General features: G+C 62.3%; 22 protein-coding genes and 1 pseudogene. 13 read left to right on the forward strand and 10 right to left on the reverse strand.

Annotation, left to right across the window (positions count from 1 at the left end):
- Positions 1-25 precede the first annotated feature (25 nt).
- Positions 26-1,573 carry a sensor histidine kinase gene (locus tag NGJ21_RS20405; RefSeq protein WP_115274646.1) on the forward strand — a complete coding sequence of 516 codons (1,548 nt, stop codon included), beginning with the start codon at positions 26-28 and terminating at the stop codon, positions 1,571-1,573.
- Between the two features lie 97 nt (positions 1,574-1,670).
- On the opposite strand, the gene NGJ21_RS20410 is transcribed toward NGJ21_RS20405, so the two are convergent.
- From NGJ21_RS20410 to NGJ21_RS20425, 4 genes are all read right to left on the reverse strand, one after another.
- Positions 1,671-3,872 carry a xanthine dehydrogenase family protein molybdopterin-binding subunit gene (locus NGJ21_RS20410; RefSeq protein ID WP_115274647.1) on the reverse strand — a complete coding sequence of 734 codons (2,202 nt, stop codon included), beginning with the start codon at positions 3,870-3,872 and terminating at the stop codon, positions 1,671-1,673.
- Positions 3,869-4,870 (reverse strand): FAD binding domain-containing protein, encoded by a 1,002-nt coding sequence (locus NGJ21_RS20415; RefSeq protein WP_115274648.1) that lies wholly within the window; start codon positions 4,868-4,870, stop codon positions 3,869-3,871. Before NGJ21_RS20415 ends, NGJ21_RS20410 begins: the two co-directional genes overlap by 4 nt.
- Complete coding sequence (locus NGJ21_RS20420; protein WP_115274649.1) at positions 4,867-5,394, reverse strand: (2Fe-2S)-binding protein; 528 nt, start codon at positions 5,392-5,394, stop codon at positions 4,867-4,869. Before NGJ21_RS20420 ends, NGJ21_RS20415 begins: the two co-directional genes overlap by 4 nt.
- A gap of 164 nt (positions 5,395-5,558) precedes the next feature.
- Positions 5,559-6,347, reverse strand: a complete 789-nt coding sequence (locus NGJ21_RS20425) for a formate/nitrite transporter family protein (protein ID WP_046786045.1) — start codon at positions 6,345-6,347, stop codon at positions 5,559-5,561.
- A 460-nt stretch (positions 6,348-6,807) separates the two neighbouring features.
- On the opposite strand from NGJ21_RS20425, the pseudogene NGJ21_RS20430 reads away from it, so the two are divergent.
- The 3 genes and pseudogenes from NGJ21_RS20430 to NGJ21_RS20440 form a co-directional block, all read left to right on the forward strand.
- A pseudogene (locus NGJ21_RS20430) lies at positions 6,808-7,137 on the forward strand (HvfA family oxazolone/thioamide-modified RiPP metallophore); the annotation flags it as partial.
- Positions 7,138-7,219: 82 nt separating this feature from the next.
- Positions 7,220-8,065: an HvfB family MNIO-type RiPP peptide maturase gene (locus NGJ21_RS20435; protein ID WP_251962579.1), complete on the forward strand. Its 846-nt coding sequence runs from the start codon at positions 7,220-7,222 to the stop codon at positions 8,063-8,065.
- A complete protein-coding gene (locus NGJ21_RS20440; protein WP_251962580.1) occupies positions 8,058-8,813 on the forward strand; it encodes an HvfC family RiPP maturation protein in 756 nt (251 codons plus the stop codon). Before NGJ21_RS20435 ends, NGJ21_RS20440 begins: the two co-directional genes overlap by 8 nt.
- A 12-nt stretch (positions 8,814-8,825) precedes the next feature.
- Here NGJ21_RS20440 and NGJ21_RS20445 read toward each other — a convergent pair whose 3' ends face one another.
- Positions 8,826-9,134 (reverse strand): hypothetical protein, encoded by a 309-nt coding sequence (locus NGJ21_RS20445; RefSeq protein WP_305955515.1) that lies wholly within the window; start codon positions 9,132-9,134, stop codon positions 8,826-8,828.
- Between the two features lie 322 nt (positions 9,135-9,456).
- Here NGJ21_RS20445 and NGJ21_RS20450 point away from each other — a divergent pair, with 322 nt between their 5' ends.
- Positions 9,457-9,936 carry an isochorismatase family protein gene (locus NGJ21_RS20450; protein ID WP_046786049.1) on the forward strand — a complete coding sequence of 160 codons (480 nt, stop codon included), beginning with the start codon at positions 9,457-9,459 and terminating at the stop codon, positions 9,934-9,936.
- On the opposite strand, the gene NGJ21_RS20455 is transcribed toward NGJ21_RS20450, so the two are convergent.
- Together NGJ21_RS20455 and bamA are read right to left on the reverse strand one after the other, a co-directional pair.
- Complete coding sequence (locus tag NGJ21_RS20455) at positions 9,909-10,256, reverse strand: hypothetical protein (RefSeq protein WP_251962581.1); 348 nt, start codon at positions 10,254-10,256, stop codon at positions 9,909-9,911. The genes NGJ21_RS20450 and NGJ21_RS20455 overlap by 28 nt on opposite strands.
- 158 nt (positions 10,257-10,414) lie before the next feature.
- Complete coding sequence (gene bamA, locus NGJ21_RS20460) at positions 10,415-12,778, reverse strand: outer membrane protein assembly factor BamA (protein WP_196914403.1); 2,364 nt, start codon at positions 12,776-12,778, stop codon at positions 10,415-10,417.
- Between the two features lie 213 nt (positions 12,779-12,991).
- Between bamA and NGJ21_RS20465 the strand changes: the two genes are divergently transcribed.
- Positions 12,992-13,684, forward strand: coding sequence for a response regulator transcription factor (locus tag NGJ21_RS20465; protein WP_119687116.1), 693 nt, complete (start codon positions 12,992-12,994; stop codon positions 13,682-13,684).
- Entirely contained in the window at positions 13,681-14,940 is a 1,260-nt protein-coding gene (locus NGJ21_RS20470; RefSeq protein ID WP_251962582.1) for a HAMP domain-containing sensor histidine kinase, read from the forward strand. The genes NGJ21_RS20465 and NGJ21_RS20470 overlap by 4 nt, the downstream gene beginning before the upstream one ends.
- Positions 14,941-14,974: 34 nt before the next feature.
- On the opposite strand, the gene NGJ21_RS20475 is transcribed toward NGJ21_RS20470, so the two are convergent.
- Together NGJ21_RS20475 and NGJ21_RS20480 are read right to left on the reverse strand one after the other, a co-directional pair.
- On the reverse strand, positions 14,975-15,676 hold the full coding sequence (locus tag NGJ21_RS20475; RefSeq protein ID WP_119687114.1) for a DUF3053 domain-containing protein: 702 nt from the start codon (positions 15,674-15,676) through the stop codon (positions 14,975-14,977).
- Positions 15,677-15,803: 127 nt separating this feature from the next.
- Entirely contained in the window at positions 15,804-16,757 is a 954-nt protein-coding gene (locus NGJ21_RS20480) for a LysR family transcriptional regulator (protein ID WP_251962583.1), read from the reverse strand.
- 147 nt (positions 16,758-16,904) lie between these two features.
- Between NGJ21_RS20480 and NGJ21_RS20485 the strand changes: the two genes are divergently transcribed.
- The 4 genes from NGJ21_RS20485 to NGJ21_RS20500 are packed head-to-tail and all read left to right on the forward strand — an operon-like array spanning position 16,905 to position 20,685.
- Positions 16,905-17,732, forward strand: coding sequence for an amidohydrolase family protein (locus NGJ21_RS20485; protein ID WP_046786405.1), 828 nt, complete (start codon positions 16,905-16,907; stop codon positions 17,730-17,732).
- Between the two features lie 42 nt (positions 17,733-17,774).
- Positions 17,775-19,124, forward strand: a complete 1,350-nt coding sequence (locus NGJ21_RS20490) for an MFS transporter (RefSeq protein ID WP_125924891.1) — start codon at positions 17,775-17,777, stop codon at positions 19,122-19,124.
- Positions 19,121-19,861: an SDR family NAD(P)-dependent oxidoreductase gene (locus NGJ21_RS20495; RefSeq protein WP_115274659.1), complete on the forward strand. Its 741-nt coding sequence runs from the start codon at positions 19,121-19,123 to the stop codon at positions 19,859-19,861. The genes NGJ21_RS20490 and NGJ21_RS20495 overlap by 4 nt, the downstream gene beginning before the upstream one ends.
- Positions 19,858-20,685 (forward strand): sugar phosphate isomerase/epimerase family protein, encoded by an 828-nt coding sequence (locus NGJ21_RS20500; RefSeq protein WP_251962584.1) that lies wholly within the window; start codon positions 19,858-19,860, stop codon positions 20,683-20,685. The genes NGJ21_RS20495 and NGJ21_RS20500 overlap by 4 nt, the downstream gene beginning before the upstream one ends.
- Here the strand turns inward: NGJ21_RS20500 and NGJ21_RS20505 are convergent.
- Complete coding sequence (locus NGJ21_RS20505) at positions 20,675-21,148, reverse strand: YMGG-like glycine zipper-containing protein (protein WP_204918090.1); 474 nt, start codon at positions 21,146-21,148, stop codon at positions 20,675-20,677. The genes NGJ21_RS20500 and NGJ21_RS20505 overlap by 11 nt on opposite strands.
- Positions 21,149-21,435: 287 nt before the next feature.
- Between NGJ21_RS20505 and NGJ21_RS20510 the strand changes: the two genes are divergently transcribed.
- Positions 21,436-21,756 (forward strand): hypothetical protein, encoded by a 321-nt coding sequence (locus tag NGJ21_RS20510; RefSeq protein ID WP_046786060.1) that lies wholly within the window; start codon positions 21,436-21,438, stop codon positions 21,754-21,756.
- A 135-nt stretch (positions 21,757-21,891) separates the two neighbouring features.
- Complete coding sequence (locus NGJ21_RS20515; RefSeq protein WP_115274662.1) at positions 21,892-22,707, forward strand: substrate-binding periplasmic protein; 816 nt, start codon at positions 21,892-21,894, stop codon at positions 22,705-22,707.
- The last annotated feature ends 33 nt before the right edge of the window (positions 22,708-22,740 follow it).

Genomic DNA, 22,740 nt, shown 5'->3' on the forward strand with positions numbered 1-22,740 from the left:
TTCTCAGCGCCCTGGAAGACTATTGATGCAGCAGCTGCCCCCTGACGAGACCATTCGTGCCGCACTCAGGAAATCCCAAGCCCGGCTGCACAGGCAGCACGAGCTGGTGGTCGAGTACGCGGTCATGTCGCTTAAATCCACCAACCTGGATGACGTGCTTGACCAGGCTTGCACACTGGTGGCCAAAGGCATGCACACCCGATTCGCCAAGGTCCTGATGCCGATTCCCGATAGCGACAGGTTTCTGCTGTCGCATGGGGTAGGGTGGGATGAGTCCGATATTGGCCACGCGACAGTGGGGGCCGACGAGGCCAGCCCTGCCGGGTTTGCCATTCAAACCTATCGGCCTGTGATTTCGAACCACCTGGGCCAGGAACAGCGCTTCAGAACGCCAGAGTTGCTGAAAAAGTATGGTATCGAGCGTGCCATCAACGTGCCTATCAGGGGCGCATTGATGCCGTTTGGGGTACTTGAGGCAGACAGTAGCGATGGTGAGGATTTCATCGAAAGCGATCTGGTGTTCCTGGAAGGGATCTCCAACGTTATCTCCATGGCGGTTGAGCGGCTGACCGCTGGGGATGATCCTCAACTGGCCGACCCCTATTCGGAAAGCATGCTCAACGCCAGCCCGGACTGTGTGAACGTGTTGTCCAGCAGCGGTCACATCGAGTTCATGAACGACGCCGGGTTGGCGTTGATGCATATCGCCGACCTGGCAGAGATCAAAGGGCAGCCATGGTTGCAGCTTTGGCCCGCCGAGTCGGGCCCGGTCGTCCGGGAGGCTTTGGAAAAAGTCGCCAGAGGCGAGTCGACCCGCTTCGAAGGGTTCTGCCCTACCGGTCAGCAGGCGCCTAAATGGTGGGATGTCTCCGTTGCCCCCGTGTTGAACGCCGATGGCCAGGTCGAAAAACTCATTGCGGTATCCAGAGACATCACCGAACGGCACCATTATGAGGCTCAGTTGCTGTCGTTGATCGATGCACAGAACTCCAGGCTCAACAAGAACGACCTGCACCTCGAAGAAATCCATCACCGCGTCAAGAACAGCCTGCATCTGGTCAATACCCTGTTGCTATTGCAGGCGAACCTGACGCCGGATGCCGCGGTCAAGCTGCAACTGGAAACGGCAGCGGGTCGGGTTGTGACCATTGCCAGCGTGCATGAACGGCTCTATCAGACGGCCGATCAAGAGGTGCTTGCCGGCGACTACCTCGGAGCCTTGCTCGGTGACCTGGGGAGGGCACTGGCCGACCGGAAGATCGTCCTTGACGCTGACGCATTCACCCTGCTGCCAGCAAGAATGGCGCCGTTGGGCCTGGTCATCTCCGAGCTGATCACCAATGCCTTGAAATACGGCAAAGGCACCATCGAGGTCAGCGTGCGGGATGCAGGTGACCACGCGTTGATCACCGTCACTGACGAGGGTGACGGTTTTCCCGAAAATTATCCCAAACCTAGCGGAACGGGCCTTGGCATGCGGCTTGTCAGAAGTTATTCAGGCTATGGCAGCTCGGCGATCTCGATTGATGGGGGCACAGATAAAAGCACCATTCACGTTCGCTTCAAACTCTGATGTTGAAGGCGGGGATGCAGGTATGCCTGGAATTCTCCAGTACCCTTGACTCGAGCGCCGCCTGCGCGGCGCCCGATCCCGCAAACCCCGCCCGCTGCTAGAGCACTTTGTCCAGCGTTATCGGAAACGCTCTCACGCGTTTGCCGGTAGCATGGTAAACGGCATTGGCAACCGCCGCCGCGACTCCAACGACGCCGATCTCGCCTACGCCCTTGGAACCCAGGTCATTGACGATGTCGTCGTGCTCTTCCACGAACATCACCTCGATGTCAGCGATATCGGCATGCACCGGGATGTGATACTCGGCCAGGTTGTGGTTGAGGATGCGACCAAGTTCATGATCGGTTTGCGTCTCTTCCTGCAACGCCATGCCCAACCCCCAGACCACGCCTCCGAGGATCTGGCTACGGGCGGTTTTCGGGTTGACCACACGCCCGGCGGCCACCGCGCTGACCACCCGCATGACCTTGATCGTACCCAGGTCTTCGTCAACGTGTACCTCTACGAAGACGGCCGAATGGGTAGCGGTGGAGAACGGCTGGCGTCCGGCACCGGGCTCGGCGTCGATCTGCACTTGCAGCTCGCCGTCCTTGGCCGTTGCGACGATGCTGGCGATGGCAATACGGTGTTTCCCCGCTTGCAGGTAGCCTTGCGCGAACGCCACATTCTCTGCCGGCGTCGCAGCTATTTCGGGGAAATTCTGGCGCGCGAGTTCCAGCACCTTGGTGCGCAGGATCTGGCAGGCCTGCTGCACTGCCGAACCCACCGAAGACACCGTGAACGAGCCGCCCTGCAACGGCGCTGTCGGCAGTGAGGAGTCGCCCAGCAGGAAGGTCACATCCTCGGGCAAGACCCCCGCAGCGTCCGCAGCAATCTGGGTCATCACCGTATAGGTACCGGTACCTATGTCAGTGGTGGCGCTACTGACGGTCAAATGCCCGCAGCTGTCGAAGCAGGCCTTGGCGCTGGCCTTCATCTGCAGCGCTTCCCAGACCCCGCCGGCCACGCCCCAGCCGATCAATTGGTTGCCTTCTCGCATGCTGCGAGGCTTTGGGGTGCGTTTGCCCCAGCCGAAGCGCGCGGCGCCCTGGTCATAACAGGCCAACAGCTCTTTGCTGGAATAGGGTTTGCCGTCGTTGCCATTGTGGCTGGCAAAATTGCGTCGACGCAATTGGAGCGGGTCGAGGTTCGCAGCGCATGCCAACTCATCCATCGCGCACTCCAGTGCGAGCACGCCGGACGCGGCACCCGGCGCACGCATGTCCAGCGGGGTATAGACGTCGAGCGGCGCAAGGCGATAATTGAGCGCAACGTTGTCGCAGTGATAGAGCATGCCGCTCCACTCCACCAGGTGTTCGGTGAAGTCTTCGAAGCGCGATGTCTGGCCGAGCGCGTCGTGGGCAATTGCCAGCAGCTTGCCATCCGCCGCCGCACCCAGGCGCAGCCGCTGCTGCGTACGGGGACGATAGCCGAAGGTGAACATCTGCTGGCGTGTGAGGGCAAGGCGCACCGAACGTTTCAGGTGCAGGGCTGCCATGACTGCCAACGGCAACTGGTATTGCGGCCGCAGCCCGGAGCCAAAGGCACCGCCGACAAAGGCGGCGAGCACCCTGATGTTCTGTTTGGGCAGGCCGAACACCTTGTGCAGGTAGTCCTGACAGTTCTGCGTACCCTGGGTCTTGTCATGAATTTCCAGGGAGTCTCCAGCTTTGTAGAAAACGGTCGACGCGTGGGGCTCCATCGGGTTGTGATGCTCGATGGGCGTGTCGTAGGTGGCATCGACACGTACTGCGGCTTGAGCGTAATGCCCTGCGAAATCACCGCGCGGCTCTGGCGTTTGAGCGGGTGCCGGGTGCGTGTGGTCGAGCACCGCGAACAGGTCGGTCTGGTGCGGCTCTTCGCTGTAGTCGATGCGCACCAGGGCGCCGGCATGGCGGGCCAGTTCAAGGCTCTCGGCGACCACCAGTGCCAACGGTTGCCCGCTATACAGCACACGGTCGTTGAATAGCGGCCGGAACGGGGAGCCTTCGGCTGAGTCGGCATCGCTGTAGTCGTCGTCATAGCTGGAAATGCGTGGGCGATTGGCGTGGTGCAGCACCGCGACCACGCCGGGTAACTGCAGTGCCTGGCTAGCGTCGATCGAGCGCACCCGGCCGCGGGCGATGGTGCTCGATACCACACTGGCGTGAAGCAGCCCGGCCTCGGGGTACTCACCGGCGTACCGCGCCTTGCCAGTCACCTTGGCAACGCCATCCACGCGGTCCAGGGGTTTGCCCACCACATTGGTCGTCTGGGTCATGGCGTCGTCCTCTGAATGCTGGCGTCGCCTGCGGCTTCACTGAGCGCACGGACGATCGCACGTTTGGCGAGTTCCACTTTGAAAGCGTTGTGGCTCAGCGGTTTTGCCATCTGCAGCCATGCTTGGGCCGCGCGCGCGAAGAGGGCGTGGGAAGCCCTTTGACCTTGCAAGGTCTTCTCCACAGCTGTGTCTCGCCAAGGCTTGTGCGCTACGCCTCCCAGAGCCACCCGGGCTTCCTGGATGACGTCGCCATCGAACTTCAACGCGGCAGCGACCGATACCAGTGCAAACGCGTACGAGGCACGGTCGCGAATCTTCAGGTAGTGAGAGTGCTGCGCAAACTCAGCAGGTGGCAGTTCTATCGCGGTAATCAGCTCATCGGCTGACAGCTGGTTGTCACGCTCCGGCGTGTTGCCTGGCAGGCTATGGAAGTCGGTAAAGGGGATCAGCCGTGAGCCGGCGCGGCCTTGCACGTGCACAACGGCATCGAGTGCTGCCAGCGCCACACACATGTCCGAGGGGTGCGTGGCAACGCAGGTATCGCTGGCGCCGAGAATGGCGTGGATGCGGTTGAGACCCGAGCGGGCAGGGCAACCGCTTCCTGGCTCACGTTTGTTGCAGGGGGTGCCGGTGTCATAGAAGTAATAGCAGCGCGTACGCTGCAACAGGTTGCCCCCGGTACTTGCCATGTTGCGCAACTGCGGTGATGCGCCTGCAAGGATGGCTTGTGACAGCAACGGGTAGTGCTGTTCGATCACCGCATTCCAGGCAAGGTCGGCGTTGCTGACCAATGCGCCAATCAAAACGCCGCCGTTGGCGGTGGGCTCGATGCCGTGCAGGTCCAGGGCGGTTATGTCGATCAAGCGCTGCGGGTTAACCACGTTCTCCTTCATCAGATCGACCAGGTTGGTGCCGCCGGCAATAAAGCGGGTGGATTCGTCCGCCATGTTTACCGCTTCACTGACCGATGCAGGCCTGTGGTAGCTGAAAGGGGTCATGGGTTCGGCCCTCCCTGAGGCCTGGCGGTCGCCTGCACCAGCGGCAATGCCTCTTCGACCGCAGCAAGGATATTGCTGTAGGCGCCGCAGCGGCACAGATTGCCGCTCATGTGTTCGCGAATGGCTTCACGGGTAACGGCGCGGCCTTCATGGGCCAGACCGACTGCCGAACAGATCTGGCCGGGCGTGCAATAGCCGCACTGAAAAGCATCATGGGCGATGAAGGCACGCTGCATGGGGTGTAGTTGCTCGCCTTGGGCCAGTCCCTCGACCGTGACCAGCTCGGCGCCGTCGCACATCACGGCAAGGGTCAGGCAGGCATTGATCCGCTTGCCGTCGCGCAGCACCGTGCAGGCGCCGCATTGGCCATGGTCACAACCTTTTTTGCTGCCGATCAGATCGAGTTGCTCACGCAGCAGATCGAGCAGGGTCGTCCAGGGCTGGACGTGTAGCGACGTGCGTTCGCCGTTGAGTGTCAGGCTGATGGGATGCCCATCGACACCCTGTTGGGGGTTGGTGTTCATGGGAAAACCTCACGGTCAGGAATGCATTCGCGCAATCAAGTGCGTCTATTTCCTGCGACTGGAGGCTTTCGGCAAACGTTCAGGTTTTATTCGGGGCTTGCGGCAGTGTGCAGTCTCGGCCACTGCTTGACCGCAGGCTGCGCCACCCATGGCAAACGGCGGGCTTAACGCGTGGCGGCTTGTTCTTCTACCGAGGTGCCGAAGGAGACGTAGTACGCCAACCCGACGAAGATCGCCCCACCCACGGCGTTGCCCAGGAAGACTGCTGCAAGGTTGTGCACCAGCTGGCCCCAGCTCAGGTAACCGGCGAAGATCGCAGCTGGGATCAGGAACATGTTGGCCACCACGTGCTGGAAGCCGATGGCGACGAAGGCCATGATCGGGAACCAGATGCCGAGAATCTTGCCGCTCATCTCACGGCTGGCATACGCCAGCCACACTGCCAGGCACACCAGCCAGTTGCAGCCGATGCCCGAAACGAAGGCGTGGAGGAAGTCGGCGCTGGTCTTGCTGGTTGCCGCTGCCAGCGTCTTGTTCAGGTAGGCACCTTCAGTGAGCCCCAGCAAGTGGCCAAAGCAGTACGCCACGAACAGCGCGCCCAGCAGGTTTGCCACGGTCACCAGCAGCCAGTTGCGCGCGACGTCCACCAGCCGGATGCGCCGGGCGAACATCGCCAGGGGCAGGCTCATCATGTTGCCGGTGAGCAATTCGCCGCCGGCCAGGATGACCAGGATCAGCCCGATCGGAAATACCGCGGCGCCCAGCAAGTTGCCCAACGAGGCCCAGGGGGCAGGAATCATGGTACTGACATGGATGTGCAGCAGAAACCCCATTGAAATGAATGCGCCCGCCAGAAAACCCAGGATGAGCGTGGCGCGGGCGGGCAGGTGGGCTTTGCGGGTGCCGGCTTCGATGACCAGCTCGGTGATGCGGGAGGGCGTATTGACGGACATTTCAGTAACTCGAACACAAGGACGACGGTCACGCCGTGAGGCATGCAGCGGGTCGGGATTAACAGAGAGCGCGCAGGGCAGTTAGCGAGGTATTCAGAAGAAGGGCAAAACAGACAAGCTCGATCGACTTCGTAGAGCGGCGCACGTTATCTGAGGCAATTTGACGCAGTCAAATCGATAGGCTGGATGGTTTGATAGAGGCACTCGATGATGGGTGTTGTGAGGCCTGACGCGGCCTGTCGGTTTCGCTTTGGCAGACACGCCTGTGTATCACTCTGTATCAAGGCGCTTTGCCAAGCCACTTGCTTACAAATGCCTCGTTCTGCCGATACGTCACGGATACATGCCTCAGGCCAAATGAGCCAACCCGAATGAACAGCCCGACGGCCTGTAGTTCTGGCGCAATCGCCCTTGAGGCATGACCGCGCGGCTTGGCCGCGCACCTATCCGGAGAAGCACCATGTCCCGTATCCAGTTCCCCAACAAGACCCGCCTTGGCCTGCTCAGCATCGCACTGGTGGGCGGCATCAACCTGACCGCATCGGCCTTTGCTGTCGAAGCACTGCCGCAGGGCTACCAGCTCGCTGCTGCCGAAAAGGCCGGGGAGGGCAAATGTGGCGAGGGCAAGTGCGGCGCCGACAGCGCCCATGCCAAGGCCACCCAGACCGAAGGTAAATGCGGCGAGGGCAAATGTGGCGCCAGCGATGCCAAGGCCAAGGCTACCCAGGCCGAAGGCAAGTGTGGTGAAGGCAAGTGTGGCGATGCCTCGCGCGCGCCATCTGTAGCTGACTGAGCCAGGCCAGGACTGACCACCAGCGCTATCCTCCCTGCGCTGATAGGCCCGGGAGGGTGGTCGCTTCAAGGAGCACGCCATGAGCACATCCCTTCCCTTGCAAGGCGCCGGCCTTGGTCTGCGCCGGGCGCTGCTGCCTGAGTTGCTGACCATGGCCCCCGGTGCCGTGGACTTTCTCGAATGCGCCCCTGACAACTGGATCGGTGTAGGCGGCAGTTATGGCAAAGGCCTGGAGCGCCTGGCTGAGCGTTTCCCGCTGGCTTGTCATGGTTTGTCCCTGTCGTTGGGCGGGCCTGAGCCTCTGGATCGCGCTTTTCTACGGCAGATCCGCGATTTTCTCGACCGTTATCGCGTGCCACTGTTCAGCGAGCACCTGAGCTACTGTAGCGATGACGGTCATCTCTACGACCTGATTCCCATGCCCTTCACCGACGAAGCCGTGCGCCATACCGCTGAGCGCATCCATCAGGTGCAGGACGCGCTCGGCCGGCGCATCGCGGTGGAAAACATCTCCTATTACGCTGCACCGTACCAGGCGATGAGCGAAATCGAGTTCCTGAGCGCCGTGCTCGAAGAAGCCGGCTGCGACCTGTTGCTTGACATCAACAACCTGATCGTCAATGCCTGCAACCACCGCTATGACGCTGCCGATTTCCTCGCCCGCGTGCCGGCCGAGCGGGTGGTGTGCCTGCACGTGGCCGGGCACTACGATGAAGCACCGGATCTGAAGATCGATACCCACGGTGCGAGCGTGAAGGAGGACGTGTGGCGCTTGCTGGCCCGTGCCTATGAGCATTTGGGTGCTGTGCCGACCCTGCTGGAGCGCGATTTCAACCTGCCGCCGCTGGCCGAACTGTTGCTTGAGGTGGATTACATTCGCGACCTGCAAACCGCTGCAAGCGCGCCGCAGGTGCGCCATGGCTGATACCTTGCGCGAGCAGCAGATGCGGATGGCCCGGTTCATCCGTGACCCGCAGTCCAACCCGCCGCCACCGGGCATCGAGGCGCGGCGCCTGGCGGTGTATCGGCGGCTGTTCTTCGGCAATGTGCAGTCGCTGCTGGCCGGCAGCTTTCCGGTGCTGCAGGCTAGCCTGGGACCTGAGCGGTGGCTGGCGCTGATTGAAAGCTTCTACGCCAACCATCGCTGCCAGACGCCGCTGTTCACCGAAGTGGCTGGCGAGCTGGTCGAATACCTGCAAAACCGTGCCGGCCAGCCGGGCTGGGTGGCCGAACTGGCCCATTATGAATGGATCGAGACGGTGCTGATGCTCAGTGATGGCACAGAGCTGGCGCATGACCCGAACGGTGACCTGCTTCAGGGCGTACCGTTATTGTCCTGCCTTGCTGCACCACTTGCCTACGCGTGGCCGGTCAGCCATATCGGCCCTGGGCGTATTCCACCGCAGGTGCCGACAACGCCGACCCTTCTGTTGGCCTGCCGCGGCGCAGACCACAAGGTGCATTTCTCGCGCCTTGCGCCGCTGGCCCATGCGTTGCTGGTGTCTTTGCAGGAAAGGCAAGTGAGCGGGCGTGAACACCTGGCAGGGTTGGCAGCACGTGCCGGCATCGAACCGGGCACCGTTGAAACCTTGGGACTTGAACTGTTGATAAATCTCAAATCTCAAGGCGTGGTGCTCGGGACCAGGCTGCACGAAAGACCCATGAGGCTTTGATTCCAACCAGAATCAGCGGCGATAGTAGTGGTGATCGGCTTCGTAGCGGTGGTGCATGGCCCGCTCATGGCGGCGCTGCCAGTCGCGGCGGCGTTCCGCTTCACGGCGCGCCTGCTCACGGCGCCATTGGTCGCGCCGCCATTGGTCACGACGCCAGTCGTCTCTACGGTCGTGCCAGTGGCCGTCGCGCCGGTAACGGTCATCATGGGCAAGCAGCGTAGCGGGTTGCGCGGCTGCTACGCTCGCCAGGCTCGGCCAAGGGCTGTTGGCGTCCTCGATGTGGGCCTGAGAAGAGGTGGCCTTGGTTGCGAGCAGCGGCATTGACGCCTTCGCCGGTGTTGCAGATGCCGAGCCCATTGCCGCGAACGCGAACAGGCCCAGGAGCACTATCCGTGGGACATGGATTTTCATGAGCGAAGACAACCTCTGATAGACATTGGGACGTTGGCCATGACGTCGCGGGCAAACCCTGAGGGAGCCGGCAATCTTCATCTGCCTGTTCACATAGACCTTCAAACCGAAAAAAGTTCTAGAAAACCGCAACTTGACTCATCAGTGGTGCAACGCGGGGTGCTGGTCAAGGGCGTCATCGGCCACCAGCAACGGTATACTCCGTACCTTTGCCAGCGCCCCGGAGACAGCCATGCGGCAGGTTTTACTCATCGTCGATGTACAGTCCACCTTCAGCCCGCCCGAGTGGCTGGTCGATGGTGTGCGCGCGTTGTCTGCGACGATCCCGACCATTGCCTCGCTCCAGTTGCATGATGAACAGGTCACGCCGTTCGAGCGGCAGCTTGGCTGGCACCCTGCAGCAGAAGACGAGTGCCTGGTCGAGGCTGACAAGGTCTTTGTCAAACAGGGTTACAGGCAGACTGCCGAGACCATCGAGTACATCAGGGGGCTGGGCGCGGAGCGGGTGTTGGTCTGCGGGTTGCAGACCGAGACGTGCGTGCTTGCCGCCGGCTTTGCCCTGTTCGACGAAGGGCTCATGCCGACGTTGATTACCGACCTGACGGTGGGGTCTTCCCTGGATCGTTCAGGGAAAATGGGCATTGAGCTGTGGAAGCATCACTTCGGTAATGTCATCACCCGGGCTCAGGTGCTGGCCGAAGGTTGCGTCTGACACGGTCCTGACCGGTCGCTGATCCACACGAGCGGGCGCGATGGCTCAGCGCTGGCCATGTGCTTGAGTGTTTCTGAATCGAGCAAGGTGCTTACCTGGCCGACCATGGCAAGCAGGCGATCGGCGAAATCTGCGCTGATGATGCCGCTGTCTTCCAGGGATATTCCATGACCTTCGTGCTGGATCGCCAGATGGTAGTGGCTCACGCCCTGGTCGTTTTCGCTGCTGGCCAGCGTCACGATGCAGCTTGGGCCGAGCAACCTGGCCAGGCGTTGCTGCACCTGCTCCAGCAGCGGGGTGGGTAGTTGTTCTTGCAGCATGAAGGGGTACCTTCCAGGCGAGTTCTAGGGGGAGTCAGCTTAGGCAAACGGGCTGTCAACTTGGGTTAAGCCGGGGTAAAAGCGGGTAAGACCCGCTTCCCGTGAAGCGGCCTGCTCGCGACCGCTGCCGGCACGACACAACCCCGCTCCTGGATAAGTCAGAAGGTCTGCCCCAGCGAGAACTGGAATATCTGCGTCTCGGCGTTCTCCGGCTTCTTTACCGGTGTGGCAAGGCTGAACGTCAGCGGCCCCATGGGGCTGTACCAGGTCACGCCGACGCCCAGCGACACCGCCAGCTGGTCCAGGCCCACACTGCCGCAACCCTGCGTGGTGGACAGGTAGCACGTGTCGGAAAACACGTTGCCCGCGTCCACGAACACCGAGCTGCGAAGCTGGCGCTGGTCTTTGATGAAGGGCATCGGGAAGATGTACTCGGCGCCGCCGGTCACCAGGATGTTGCCGCCCAGTGCATCGGTATCGCGGTCGGAGTAATAGGCTTGACCGGCACTTGCATAGGTACCGGTCGCCGGCGTATTGCGCGGGCCCAGCGAGCCATCCTTGAAGCCGCGTACCGAACCCTGGCCACCGGCTGTGTAGTTCTCATAGAAGGGCAGGCCCTCGGTGGAGCCGTAGCCATCCCCGTAGCCCAGGCTGGTATGCAGGCGCAATGTGGTGCGTTCGCTCAGCGGCAGGTAGGTCTGGCCGCTGTAGTCGAGCTTGTAGAAGGACAGGTCGCTGCCTGGCGTGGTGGCCATCAGCGTCAGGCTCTGTGAGTGGCCACGGGTCGCCAGCACCCCCTTGTTCAAGGTCGACTCGGACCAGCCGATCGAAGCCTTGAGGTTGTTGAAACTTTCGCCCTCGCGCTGGATGAAGTCATAGATCTCGTCGGCGCTATAGGTGCCGGGGGAGATGTCATCGTGTTGCAGGGTCAGGCCGTAGGTCAGGCGCGACGTTTCGCTGATCGGGTAGCCCAGGCTCACGCCCGCGCCATAGCTGTTGATGGCGTAGTAGGAAACGCCGTCATCGTAGTAATCGCTGTAGTCGGTGCTGCTGTAGAACAGGTTGTAGCCCAGGCTCACGCCATCTTCGGTGAAGTACGGGTTGGTGAAGCCGAAGTTGTACTTGGTCTGGTATTGCGAACGGGTCAGGCCGATGGACACCTTGTTACCGGTACCGAGGAAGTTGGTCTGGCTGATCGAACCGCCCAGGATCAGGCCGGCGCTCTGGGCGAAGCCCACGCTGGCGGTGATCGAGCCGGATGCCTGCTCTTCGACGCTGTAGTTGACGTCGACCTGGTCGTCGGTGCCCGGCACTGGCGGGGTCTCGACGTTGACTTCCTTGAAGAAGCCCAGGCGCTCCAGGCGGGTCTTGGACTGGTCGATCAGGTAGGTCGAAGCCCAGCCGCCTTCCATCTGGCGCATTTCGCGGCGCAGCACTTCGTCTTCGGTCTTGGTGTTGCCGCGGTAGTTGATGCGGTTGACGTAGGCACGCTTGCCCGGGTCGACCACGAACATGATGTCGACGGTATGGTCTTCGTCATTGGGCTGTGGCACGCCGTTGACGTTGGCGAAGGTATAGCCTTCGTTACCAAGGCGGCGGGTGATCAGCTCGGACGTGGTGGTCATCACCTTGCGCGAGAACACCTGGCCCGGCTGCACCAGCAGCAGCGACTTGACCTGGTCTTCCGGCACTTTCAGGTCGCCCGACAGCTTCACGTCACGAACGGTGTACTTCTCGCCTTCGTTGACGTTGACGGTGATGTAGACGTGCTTCTTGTCCGGGGTGATCGACACCTGGGTGGAAGCGATGTCCATGTTGATGTAGCCGCGGTCCAGGTAGTAGGAACGCAGGCGCTCCAGGTCACCGGAAAGTTTTTCGCGGGCGTACTTGTCGTCGTTCTTGAAGAACGACAGCCAGTTGGTGGTCTTGAGCTCGAACAGCTGCGCCAGTTCTTCATCGTCGAACACGGTGTTGCCGACGACGTTGATGTGCTGGATGGCAGCGACGGTGCCTTCGTTGATCTTGATCTTCAGGGCAACCCGGTTGCGCGGCTGCGGCACCACCTCGGCGTCGACCTCGGCCGAGTAGCGGCCCTGGGCCACGTACTGGCGCTGCAGTTCGTTACGCACGCCTTCGAGGGTGGCACGCTGGAAGATCTCGCCTTCGGCCAGGCCCGACTGTTTCAGGCCCTTCATCAGGTCTTCGGTGCTGATCGCCTTGTTGCCTTCGATCTCGATGCTCGACACCGACGGGCGCTCGACCACGTTGATGATCAGGACATCGCCGTCGCGGTTCAGCTGGATATCCTGGAAGAAGCCGGTCTTGAACAGCGAACGGGTCGACTCCACCAGGCGCCGGTCATCGGCCTGATCGCCCACGTTCAGGGGCAAGGCACCGAAAACGCTGCCGGCGGATACCCGCTGCAGGCCGTTGACCCTGATGTCGGCGATCCTGAACGGCGCCGCCTGGGCCACGCAGGCTTGTAGCAGCAGGATGGAGAGCAACAGACGCGGGTAGTTCATCGGGGGTTCCAGGCGGGCGTAAGGGTGGCTGAGCAGGCTCGGCGAAGGCGCGCGGCGGCTGCCAGGCAAGCGGGCGATGAGGATAAGGGCGGGCTGTGTTTGGCGCGGTTAACCCAGGGTAAAGATGTGTAAAGTTCGCCCAGCTTGCGGTGACAGCCTGGCGCGGCAGGGCGATCATGAGCGCTTTGTAACCCCTGCCTAAGCGTACCCACCATGATTCCTGTGCTGTTGGTCGATGACGACCGCGAACTCACCGAAATGCTTGCCCTTTACCTGGCCCGCGAAGGTTTCCAGGCGACCGCCGTGGCTAGCGGCGAAGAGGGCGAGACCAAAGCCTTGAGTGGGGCTTTTCGCATCGTGGTGCTGGATGTGATGCTGCCGGGCATCTCAGGGATCGAAGTGTTGCGGCGCATTCGTGCGCGTAGCCAGGTTCCGGTGCTGTTGCTCACCGCCCGTGGTGACAACATCGACCGCATTGCCGGCCTGGAGCTGGGTGCCGATGACTACGTGCCCAAGCCCAGCTCCCCGGGCGAACTGGTGGCGCGCTTGCGCGCGATCCTGCGCCGGGTGCAACCGCACGCGTTGGCTGAAAGCCAGGCTGGCGAAGCCATCGGCAGTGGGGCGCTGACGTTGTGGCCAGGGCGCCGCAAGGCCCAGTGGGCCGCTGCTCCTCTGGAACTGACCGGGACTGAATTCAGCCTGCTCGAAGCGTTGGCTCGCCAGGCGGGCCAACTGGTGAGCAAGCAAGACCTGTCGCTCAACGCCCTGGGCCGCCCGCTGACCCGTTACGATCGACGCATCGATGTGCACATCAGCAGCATCCGTCAGAAGCTCGGCCCACGCGCCGACGGCAGCAGCTGGATCCAGAGCGTACGGGGCATGGGCTACATGCTGATCGTCGAATGATGCGTCGGCGCCTGTTCTGGAAGCTGTTCCTGGCCTTCTGGCTGGCCAATAGCCTGACGTTCCTGGTGGGCGCGGGGGCCTTCATGCTCGACGACCTGCGTGGCGACACCCCGGCGCTGCGTTCGCTGCTGGTTACCGAGCTGAACATGTTGCACCGCTACGGCGAGCAGGCCGGCCGCCAGCTGTTGCAGGTTTCGCCCCAGCCAGAAGGTGTGCAGGTGGGGCTGTATGACGGCACCGGCCACTTGCTGGCCGGCAGGGCTGTGGCCATGCCTCGTTTCGAGCGGGCGCTGCTCGACCAGGGTGGCCAGGCCCTGGTGCTGCGCGCTTCGGTGGCAACCTCCCTTGACGAGGCGCCGCGCCCCCGCGGCATGGGCCCGCTCCTCACCGGTACGTTGATGAGCGCGTTGTTTGCCTTGCTGTGTAGCCTGTACCTGACCAGGCCCTTGACCTGGCTGCGCGAGGCCATGGGGCAGGTCGCCCAGGGCCGGTTCGAAGTGCGCGTCAAGCCACGCCTGGGCAAGCGCCGCGACGAGATCGTCGACCTTGCCGAAGACTGCGACCGCATGGCCAGCCAGCTCAAGGCGCTGGTCGAGGCCCAGCAGCAACTGCTGCATGATATTTCTCACGAGCTGCGCTCGCCTTTGACCCGTATGCACGCGGCCATCGGCCTGATACGCCAGCAGCCGGAGCGCGATGGGATGCTTGAACGCATCGAGCGCGAATCACGGCGCATGGATGACCTGATCGAGCAACTGCTGACCTTGGCGCGTGCCCAGTCACAGCCGTGCGATGGCAATTGCGAAGCGCTGGATGTGATCGAGTTGCTGGCGCAGATAGTCGAAGATGCCCGTTTCGAGGCCGGCATGAAGCAGTGCCAGGTTTCGCTGAGCGCGGATGCAGCATTCTTTACCCGCGGGCATGAGGAGCTGCTGTATCGCGCCTTTGAGAACGTGGTGCGCAATGCCGTGCGTTACACCGCTGCGGGTACCGAAGTACGGGTGCTGGCGCTGCTGGCCGACGACGGTGAACAGCTGGAAGTGACCATCATCGACCAAGGGCCAGGTGTGGACCCGGCGCGCCTGCAGAGCATTTTCGAGCCGTTCGACCGGGGTATGGACAGCGGCAGCGATGGCTTTGGCCTGGGCTTGGCCATCGCCCGTCGGGCAATCGCGCTGCATCAGGGCACGATCACCGCCCAGGCGGGAGAGGGAGGGGGATTGCGGGTGAACATCCAATTGCCGCAGCGGGTATGAGCAAACCCTCACCCGCCGCCTCAATCGCAGCCGACTAGCGCCCGAGCATCACCGTCTTCAGCCTTGCCTGCGCCTGCTGCACGGTCTTGGCCTGGTTGTTCAGGTCCGCCAGCAAGGCATTCAACTCAGCCTGAACGGTCGGGTCGGACACCTTCACGATGGCCCCGTTGATTTCTATCTTTTCCTTGTGCGCATCCACGTAGTCGGCCACCTTCAGGCTGCTGTCCAGGGTGCCGTTGATTTGCGGCAGCACGTCCAGGAAGGTGTCGGCCGGGACGCTGACGGTGCGCTCAAAGGCCTTGTCGTAAACCACCTTGAGGTCTTGCGGCTGCTTGAGCTGGGCATGGGCGGTGTCCGCCTTGGCCTTTTGCTCCTGCAACTGCTTGCCCATGTCGTTCAGGCCGGTCTGCACCGCTTTTATGTCGTCACGGCGGGCAGTGACATCATTGAGCGAGCGAACCGCGCCTTTTTGCAGCAGGTTACCCAGAGGCTGCACGGCGGCATCCATCGCGCCGTTGAACTGGGTGATGACTGCATAGTGATCGCTGTAGGGGCCAAAAGCCTTGGTTTCGTCTGCGCTCAGCTTGGGCACATGCACCCCTGGCTTGTCGACGATACGGGTCTGCAGGAATTCGCTGAAGGCGGCACGTTGCTTGGGTTCGCTGTCGCCACAGGCGGCGAGTACCAGGGGCAGGGCGAGGGCGAGCAGCCAGCGGGGCTGGAATGAGACGTTCATGTCGGTGAATCTCCTGAGTGCATGGGTAGGCCTGCGCACCGTCACGCGCTGCGCGGCGGTGCAAGGTTAGCGTTTTCCAGCCTGCGGATCCAATCTGGCAGTGAAGGTAAATCCAGACCCGCTGGCTTCATATGCTGGGCAACTCGAACCCGGGGATCTGCCGCCCCAGCTTGAGCGCCTGGCCATGCAGCACGCGCATCAGGTGCAGCGCCGCCTGCGACGGCGGTTCAAAGCGCGAATGGACGAAGCTGATATCGAAGTGAATTTCGTCAGCCAGGCGCACTACGGCCAGGCCGCTGTCCTGTGCCACGAACTCATCGATCAAGGTGATGCCCATGCCTTGCTTGACCAGTGCCACGGCTTCGTTGGCATTGGTGAACGACAACAGCGAGTCCAGGTGAAGGCCGCGGCGCGCTATCTCCTCCGCCAGCAGCTTGCCGAACGGCATATCCGGACGGAACAGTAACAGCGGGTGGCCTTCCAGCTGCTGCAGGGTCAGTGAGGGCTGCTGTGCCAGGGGGTGATCGACGGGCATTGCAACGACCATGCGTCCACGCATGAAGGCCTGGGAATGCAAATGATCGTGCACCACCGGCAGGGCGGCGATCGACAGGTCGACCTTTTTTGACAGGATCTGGTTGGGCATCTCGCCCATCAGCGAGGTCTGCCATTCGATCTGCAGTGCGGGCGCCTCACGCTTTAGCTGGGCCAGGGCGATCGGGATCACCACCGTCGACAACGAGGCGCTGCAGGAAATCCGCAGCTTGCGCTGGGTGCCGGTGGCCAGCCCCACTGCGCACTCATTGACCTGCAACGCCGCCTGATACACCCGTTCGACCTCACGGAACAGGATCTGCGCCTCGGCGGTGGGTACCAGGCGGTTGTTGATGCGCTCGAACAGGCGGTAGGCCAGCCGCCCCTCGATGTAGCCGATGAGCTTGCTGACCGCCGGCTGCGAGACGTAGAGCATCTTCGCGGCGGCGCTGATCGAGCCGGTCAGCATCACCGCCCTGAACACCTCCATGTGCCGCAGTTTGAACACCAGTGCACTGGCGTCGCTGCCTTCTTTGCCGGGAAGCATGAGTATTACCTTAGGTTATGGTCTTCGCCATCTGTGTATGAGCGCTATCGCTACGCCCGCAGTATCGTGAACCCAGGCAAATCGCCCCTGGTGGCGAACAATAACAAGATCTGCAGGCAAGCGCAGTGGCGCTTGAAGGAACCGCTTTTGAACATCTTTGATGAACCGAAGATCGATTGCCATAACCATTTGTTTGACCCTGCACGCTTCGCTTACCACCCCGATGCGCCGTACGCACCGTCCGGTCAGGAGGTCGCGCCGCTGGAGCAGTTCAACCAGGTGATGGATGCCTATGGCGTGCGTCATGCCTTGTTGGTGGGGCCCAACAGTGGCTACCACACTGACAACCGCTGCCTGCTGCATGCCTTGGCCAGCGGTCAGGGGCGTTTCAAGGGCATAGCGGTAGTCGATCGTCACATCAGCCTCGAGCAACTGGCCGCGCTGCGTGAGCAGGGCGTGGTCGGTGTGGCCTTCAACCCGGCGATGTATGGCGTGGCGAGCCTGCATGACGTCGGGCCGTTGTTCGGCAAGCTTGCCGAACTTGGCCTGTTCGCCCAGATCCAGGTGTGCGAAGACCAGCTCGTCGAATTGCTCGGCCTGATCGAGCGCAGTGCGGTGCGGGTATTGATCGACCATTGCGGGCGCCCGGATGCGGCGGCCGGTACCCAACAGGCCGGCTTCCAGGCACTGCTCAGGCTGGCCCGGCATGGGCGGGCCAGCGTGAAGCTCTCGGGCATGCAGAAATTCGCCGCTACTGCTGCCCTGCATGCGCAGAGCAGCGCCTTTGTGCACGAGTTGATCCACGCTTTTGGTCCGCAAGCCTGTGTATGGGGTTCGGACTGGCCGTTCATCCGCCAGCAAACCCGGGTGGACTACGGCCCCTTGCTGAAGTTGGCCGAGCGCCTGATGCCAGACCCGCACCTGCGGCGAACCATCATGTGGGATACCCCCAGGCGCCTGTTCGGGTTTGCCTGACGCCTGCGCATTCGCCATTCCAATAACAAGAGAGCAATTGTCATGAATGCTGATCAGCCTAGCGGCGCCGGGGTGTTCGACACGCCTGCGCGCCAGCAGCAACGTACCCGTACCCGTTTCATGATTCTGGCGCTGATCTCTGGCGGCACCATGATCAACTACCTGGACCGCAGCGTCATGGGCATCGCCGCGCCAAGCATCAGCGCCGATCTGGGGCTGAATGCGGCGATGATGGGGGTGATTTTCTCCGCGTTCTCATGGACCTACGCTGCTGCGCAGATCCCCGGCGGCATACTGATCGACCGGCTGGGCACCAAGCTCACCTACTGGTTGGCACTGACGTTGTGGTCGCTGTTCACCGGCCTGCAGGGCTTGGCCCAAGGGTTTCTGTCCTTGCTGGGCATGCGCTTTCTGGTCGGTGTGACAGAAGCGCCGTGCTTCCCCACCAACAGCCGCGTGGTGGCGACCTGGTTCCCGCAAAGCGAGCGGGCCAGGGCGACGGGTATCTACACCTTTGCCGAGTACACCGGCCTTGCGTTCCTGACACCGTTGCTGTTTTGGGTCTTGCACGCCTATGGCTGGCGCTTTCTGCTGATGGCGGTCGGGTTGCTGGGCGTGCTCTACGGCGTGGTCTGGTGGCGCAAATACCATGAGCCACACCAGTCGACCACCGCCAACCAGGCAGAGCTGGACCATATCGCTGCCGGCGGTGGCGTGGTCGATGGTGGCCAGAAAGCCACGGTGTTCCAGTGGTCACAGATCCCGGCGCTGCTCAAGCACCGCAACATGCTCGGTATCTGCCTGGGGCAGTTCGCCTGCAACTCGACCAACGTGTTTTTCCTCACCTGGTTCCCGACCTACCTGGTCACCGAGCGGCATATGCCGTGGCTCAAGGTCGGCTGGGTGGCGGTGCTGCCGTTCATCGCCGCTTCGTTGGGCACGCTGGTCGGCGGCTGGCTCTCCGATGCCTTGCTGCGCCGCGGCTACTCGCTAAATGTGGCGCGCAAGCTGCCGGTGATCGCCGGCCTGCTGACCGCGTCGGTCATTGTCCTGGCCAACTATGTCGAGTCGGACGTGCTGGTCATCGCCATCCTCTGTATTGCCTATTTCGCCCAGGGTATGTCGGCCCTGGCCTGGATGATCGTTTCCGACATCGCGCCCAAAGGCTTGCTGGGCCTCAGTGGCGGGCTGTTCAACCTGTTCGCCAACGCCGCCGGCATCGTTACCCCATTGACCATCGGCCTGATCGTGACGGCCACCGGGTCATTCGTCTGGGCCCTGGTGTTCGTGTCCTCGATCACCGCGCTGGGCGCGCTGTGTTACCTGTTCATGGTGCGCGACCTGCGTCGCCTGCCGGATATTCCCTGTGTTGAAAAAGGAGCTGAACAATGAGCCAACCCCTGCAAGGGCAAACTGCAATCGTTACTGGCGGCATGCGTGGCATCGGCCTGGCCATCGCCCAACGGCTGCACACCGCCGGTGCCCAGGTGGTGATCTGGGACCTCGCGGTGGATGGCTGGGACAGCGTCGACAACGGTTTCGAGCCAGTGCTGCGCCAGGTTGTGGATGTCGCTTCGCTGGCCTCGGTCGAGGCGGCATTCGCTGACGTACTGGCGCGTGTGGGGCAGGTCGACATCCTGGTCAACAACGCTGGCATCAATGGGCCGGTGGTACCGTCCTGGGAATACCCGCCAGAAGCCTGGGACAAGGTCATCGCCATCGACCTGAACGGCGTCTTCTACTGCTGTCGAACGGCCATCCCGCATATGCGCGAGCGCGGCTATGGGCGGATCGTCAACGTGGCGTCGATGGCGGGCAAGGATGGCGTGCAGTACATAAGCGGCTACTCGGCTGCCAAGGCCGGGGTCATCGCCTTCACCAAGGCCGCAGCCAAGGAACTGGCGCAGGATGGCGTGTCGCTCAACTGCATCGCCCCGGCGATGGTCGAAACCCCGTTGATGGCCGAGATGACTGCGGAGCATATCGCGGCCAGCAAAGCCAAGATCCCGATGGGGCGTTTCCTCAAGGCTGAGGAGATTGCCAACATGGTGGCCTGGATCGCCGGGCCGGAATGCAGCTTTACCACAGGCTTCGTATTCGACCTCAGTGGCGGGAGGGCGACTTATTGAAGCCGCTAGGGGTTGCCCACCTGACAGCGCTGGACCTTGCGCCTGAAGCGCTGGTGCGTGAAGCCGGCCGGGCCGGTTTCAGCACTGTTGGGTTGCGGCTGCACCCGGTGATGCCGGGTGCGCAAGCGTATCCGCTTGCGGTTGGTGGCCAGGCGCTACGGGAGCTGAAGGCTGTGATGGCAGGTGAGGGTGTAGGCGTTGCCGACATAGAGTTCGTCTCGCTGACGCCGCAGGTGCAGGTTGGCGATTGTGCGATGTTGCTGGCGGCAGGCGCTGAACTGGGTGCCACCAGCCTCACGGTATCCGGGGATGATGAAGACGGTGTGCGGCTTGCGCACAACTTTGCGGCGCTGTGTGAAATGGCCAAGGAGTATGGTTTGCGTGTAGACCTGGAGTTCATGCGCTGGAGACCGGTGGCGACCTTGCAGCAGGCGCTGGCTGTGTTGAACATGGCTGGGCAGGACAACAGCGCGGTACTGGTGGATGCGCTGCATCTGTTCCGTTCGGGCGGGGATGTAGCGGCACTTGCCGAAGTCGACCCGCGCTACCTGCGAGCGCTGCAACTGTGCGATGCGCCGCTCACTGCGCCGGCTGAGGCATTGATTATCCAGGAGGCGCGTGAAGGGCGGTTATTGCCGGGGCAGGGGCAGTTGCCACTGGCAGCGTTGATGGGGGCGTTGCCGACGGATGTGCAGGTGAGTGTGGAAACGCCGTCGGTAACGCTTCGCGGTGAAAACCGGTTGAAACACGTGCGTGAAGCGACGCACGGTTGGTTAGGCAATGTTCGTCTGCCAACCAACCGGCAGCCCCAGATCAAGGATTGACCTGATATCCCCGCCCTTGCAGGCAACCGCTGTAGGCGCTGGCTTGCGCCGAACTTTGTGCCTGATCCTCGGTGCGCCGGTCCTCGCGGCGATCCTGGCGTTGCCGGGAACCACCGACGACCGCTCCGGCAGCGGCCACTTCCCCAGCACGGTTCTGCCGATACTCTTCTTTGGCGTCGTCGCCGGCCCGGTCAGACAACGCTTCATGCTGGTTGCTGCGTACCTGGGCGCCAGCGGCACCGGCTGCAGCACCCACAGCCGCGCCTTTGACCCGGCCACCGACATTGGAGCTGGAGGTGGTTGCGGCGTTGTTCGCGGCGTTGGCTGCCACGGTATTGCATTCGTTGATATCCAGCTGCATCTGCTGGCTGCTCTGACCTTTTAATGGGGTTACCGACTGGGCCTGCAGTGCCGGGGCTACGCAAAGCAGCACCAGCAGGAAACTCCCTGTGAACGGACGCATGACACACCTCCACTGAATGGGAATTGCATCTGACAGCATAGCTGCCGGTTGCGGCCCTCGACCAAGTCGACGACGAGCCGAGTATCACCCTGGCGGTGAAAGGGGCCTGGTAGTCGCCCCTGGTGGCTACAGCCAACCGGACGGCGCACACCGCTAGGGCGATGGGCCCCACCTATGGTATACAACCCTCATTACCACACCACCATCACCTGGCGCCTGGAAGCGTTCTGGGTTGGTCGGTGACTTTCCTGCAACTGCTCCTTTTATAGAGAAACGGAGATTCGAAGATGACCGCCACCGACCGTCTGAGCCTGCTTCAGTATGAGCACCTGGGCCTGGACGATGTTGCCGCCGCTGAATTCAAGGTCGCTCTGGGTGAACTGCGCAAGTTGGCACTGGGTGACCGTTACGAACACCACGCCGCGCTGCATCTGGGCGATATCGCCGAAGCGGAAAACCGTCAGCAACTGGATCAGACCAAAAACTGGGGCATAGGCTTCCTGCAGGGGCTGAGCTGCGCGCAAACGCTCACCGAAGAGCAAGTCAAGGCACTGCGCGGCGTGTTCCAGGCGGCCGCCAAGCGGTCTTTGGCGCGCATGCCCGGATAAATTTCTGGCAGCCAGCGGATTCTCGTCCAGACTCTGTAGAGCATGCGGGCAGCAGTACAGCAGACGTGCACAGGATGTGGCAGCCTTTCGCGACCACGGCTGGCCGCCTAAGGCCGCATGCACCGAGGGTTGTAGATGGTCGAGCGGTGGTCCGGCCGGTCTTTGCTGCTTTCGTTTTCCCTGATTCTGTTGCCTCAGGCCTGGGCAGCGGAGGATGTGTGTCGGCAACTGACGGCCACCGGCAATCCGGAATATCCCCCTTACTTGTGGCGCGACCCGAACGACCCCCAGCGACTGATCGGTGCCAACGCCGACCTGCTTGACTACCTGGGCCAGGCGCTCGGTGTGAAAATGCAGGTGGTCTACGGCGGGCCATGGTCGCGGGCTCAGGAACAGGTGCGCAAAGGCCGTATCGACTTGATGGCCGGTTACTTCCTGACCCAGGCGCGTCAGCAGGAGGCGGACTTCATCAGCCCGCCGTTCTTGCATACGCCAAGTGTTGTCTGGGTGCGCCAGGACGCTGCCTTTGCCTACCGTGGCTGGTCAGACCTGAAGAGGCGCAAGGGCGGCACCCTGGTCAGCAACAGCCACGGCCAAGAGTTCGACGATTACGCCAGGGCCAACCTAACGCTCGAAGCCGTTCCCGGTGCCAGGCAGGCGTTCGAGAAGCTGCTGCACAAGCGCAACGACTACCTGATCTATGAGCAGTACCCCGGCATGGCGCTGGCGCGCACGCTGGGTATGGACAAGCAATTGAAGGTGCTCGATCCGCCGGTGTCCAGTGAAGGCCTGTACCTGGCGCTGTCCCATGCATCGCCGTGCAACCAGCCCAGGCTGCGTGAGCAACTGGCGCAAAAAATGAAGGAAATCGTCTCTGGCCCGCTGCCTGGGCAGCTGCTGGCGAAGAACCTGGAGCGCTGGAAGCAGGAGCAAGCGGGCGGGCAGCATTGAGGCACGGTGTGCTGGCATTGGCGCACGTTCACC

It is taken from the genome of Pseudomonas sp. Marseille-Q5299 (assembly GCF_943737035.1).
GTDB lineage: Bacteria > Pseudomonadota > Gammaproteobacteria > Pseudomonadales > Pseudomonadaceae > Aquipseudomonas > Aquipseudomonas putida_E.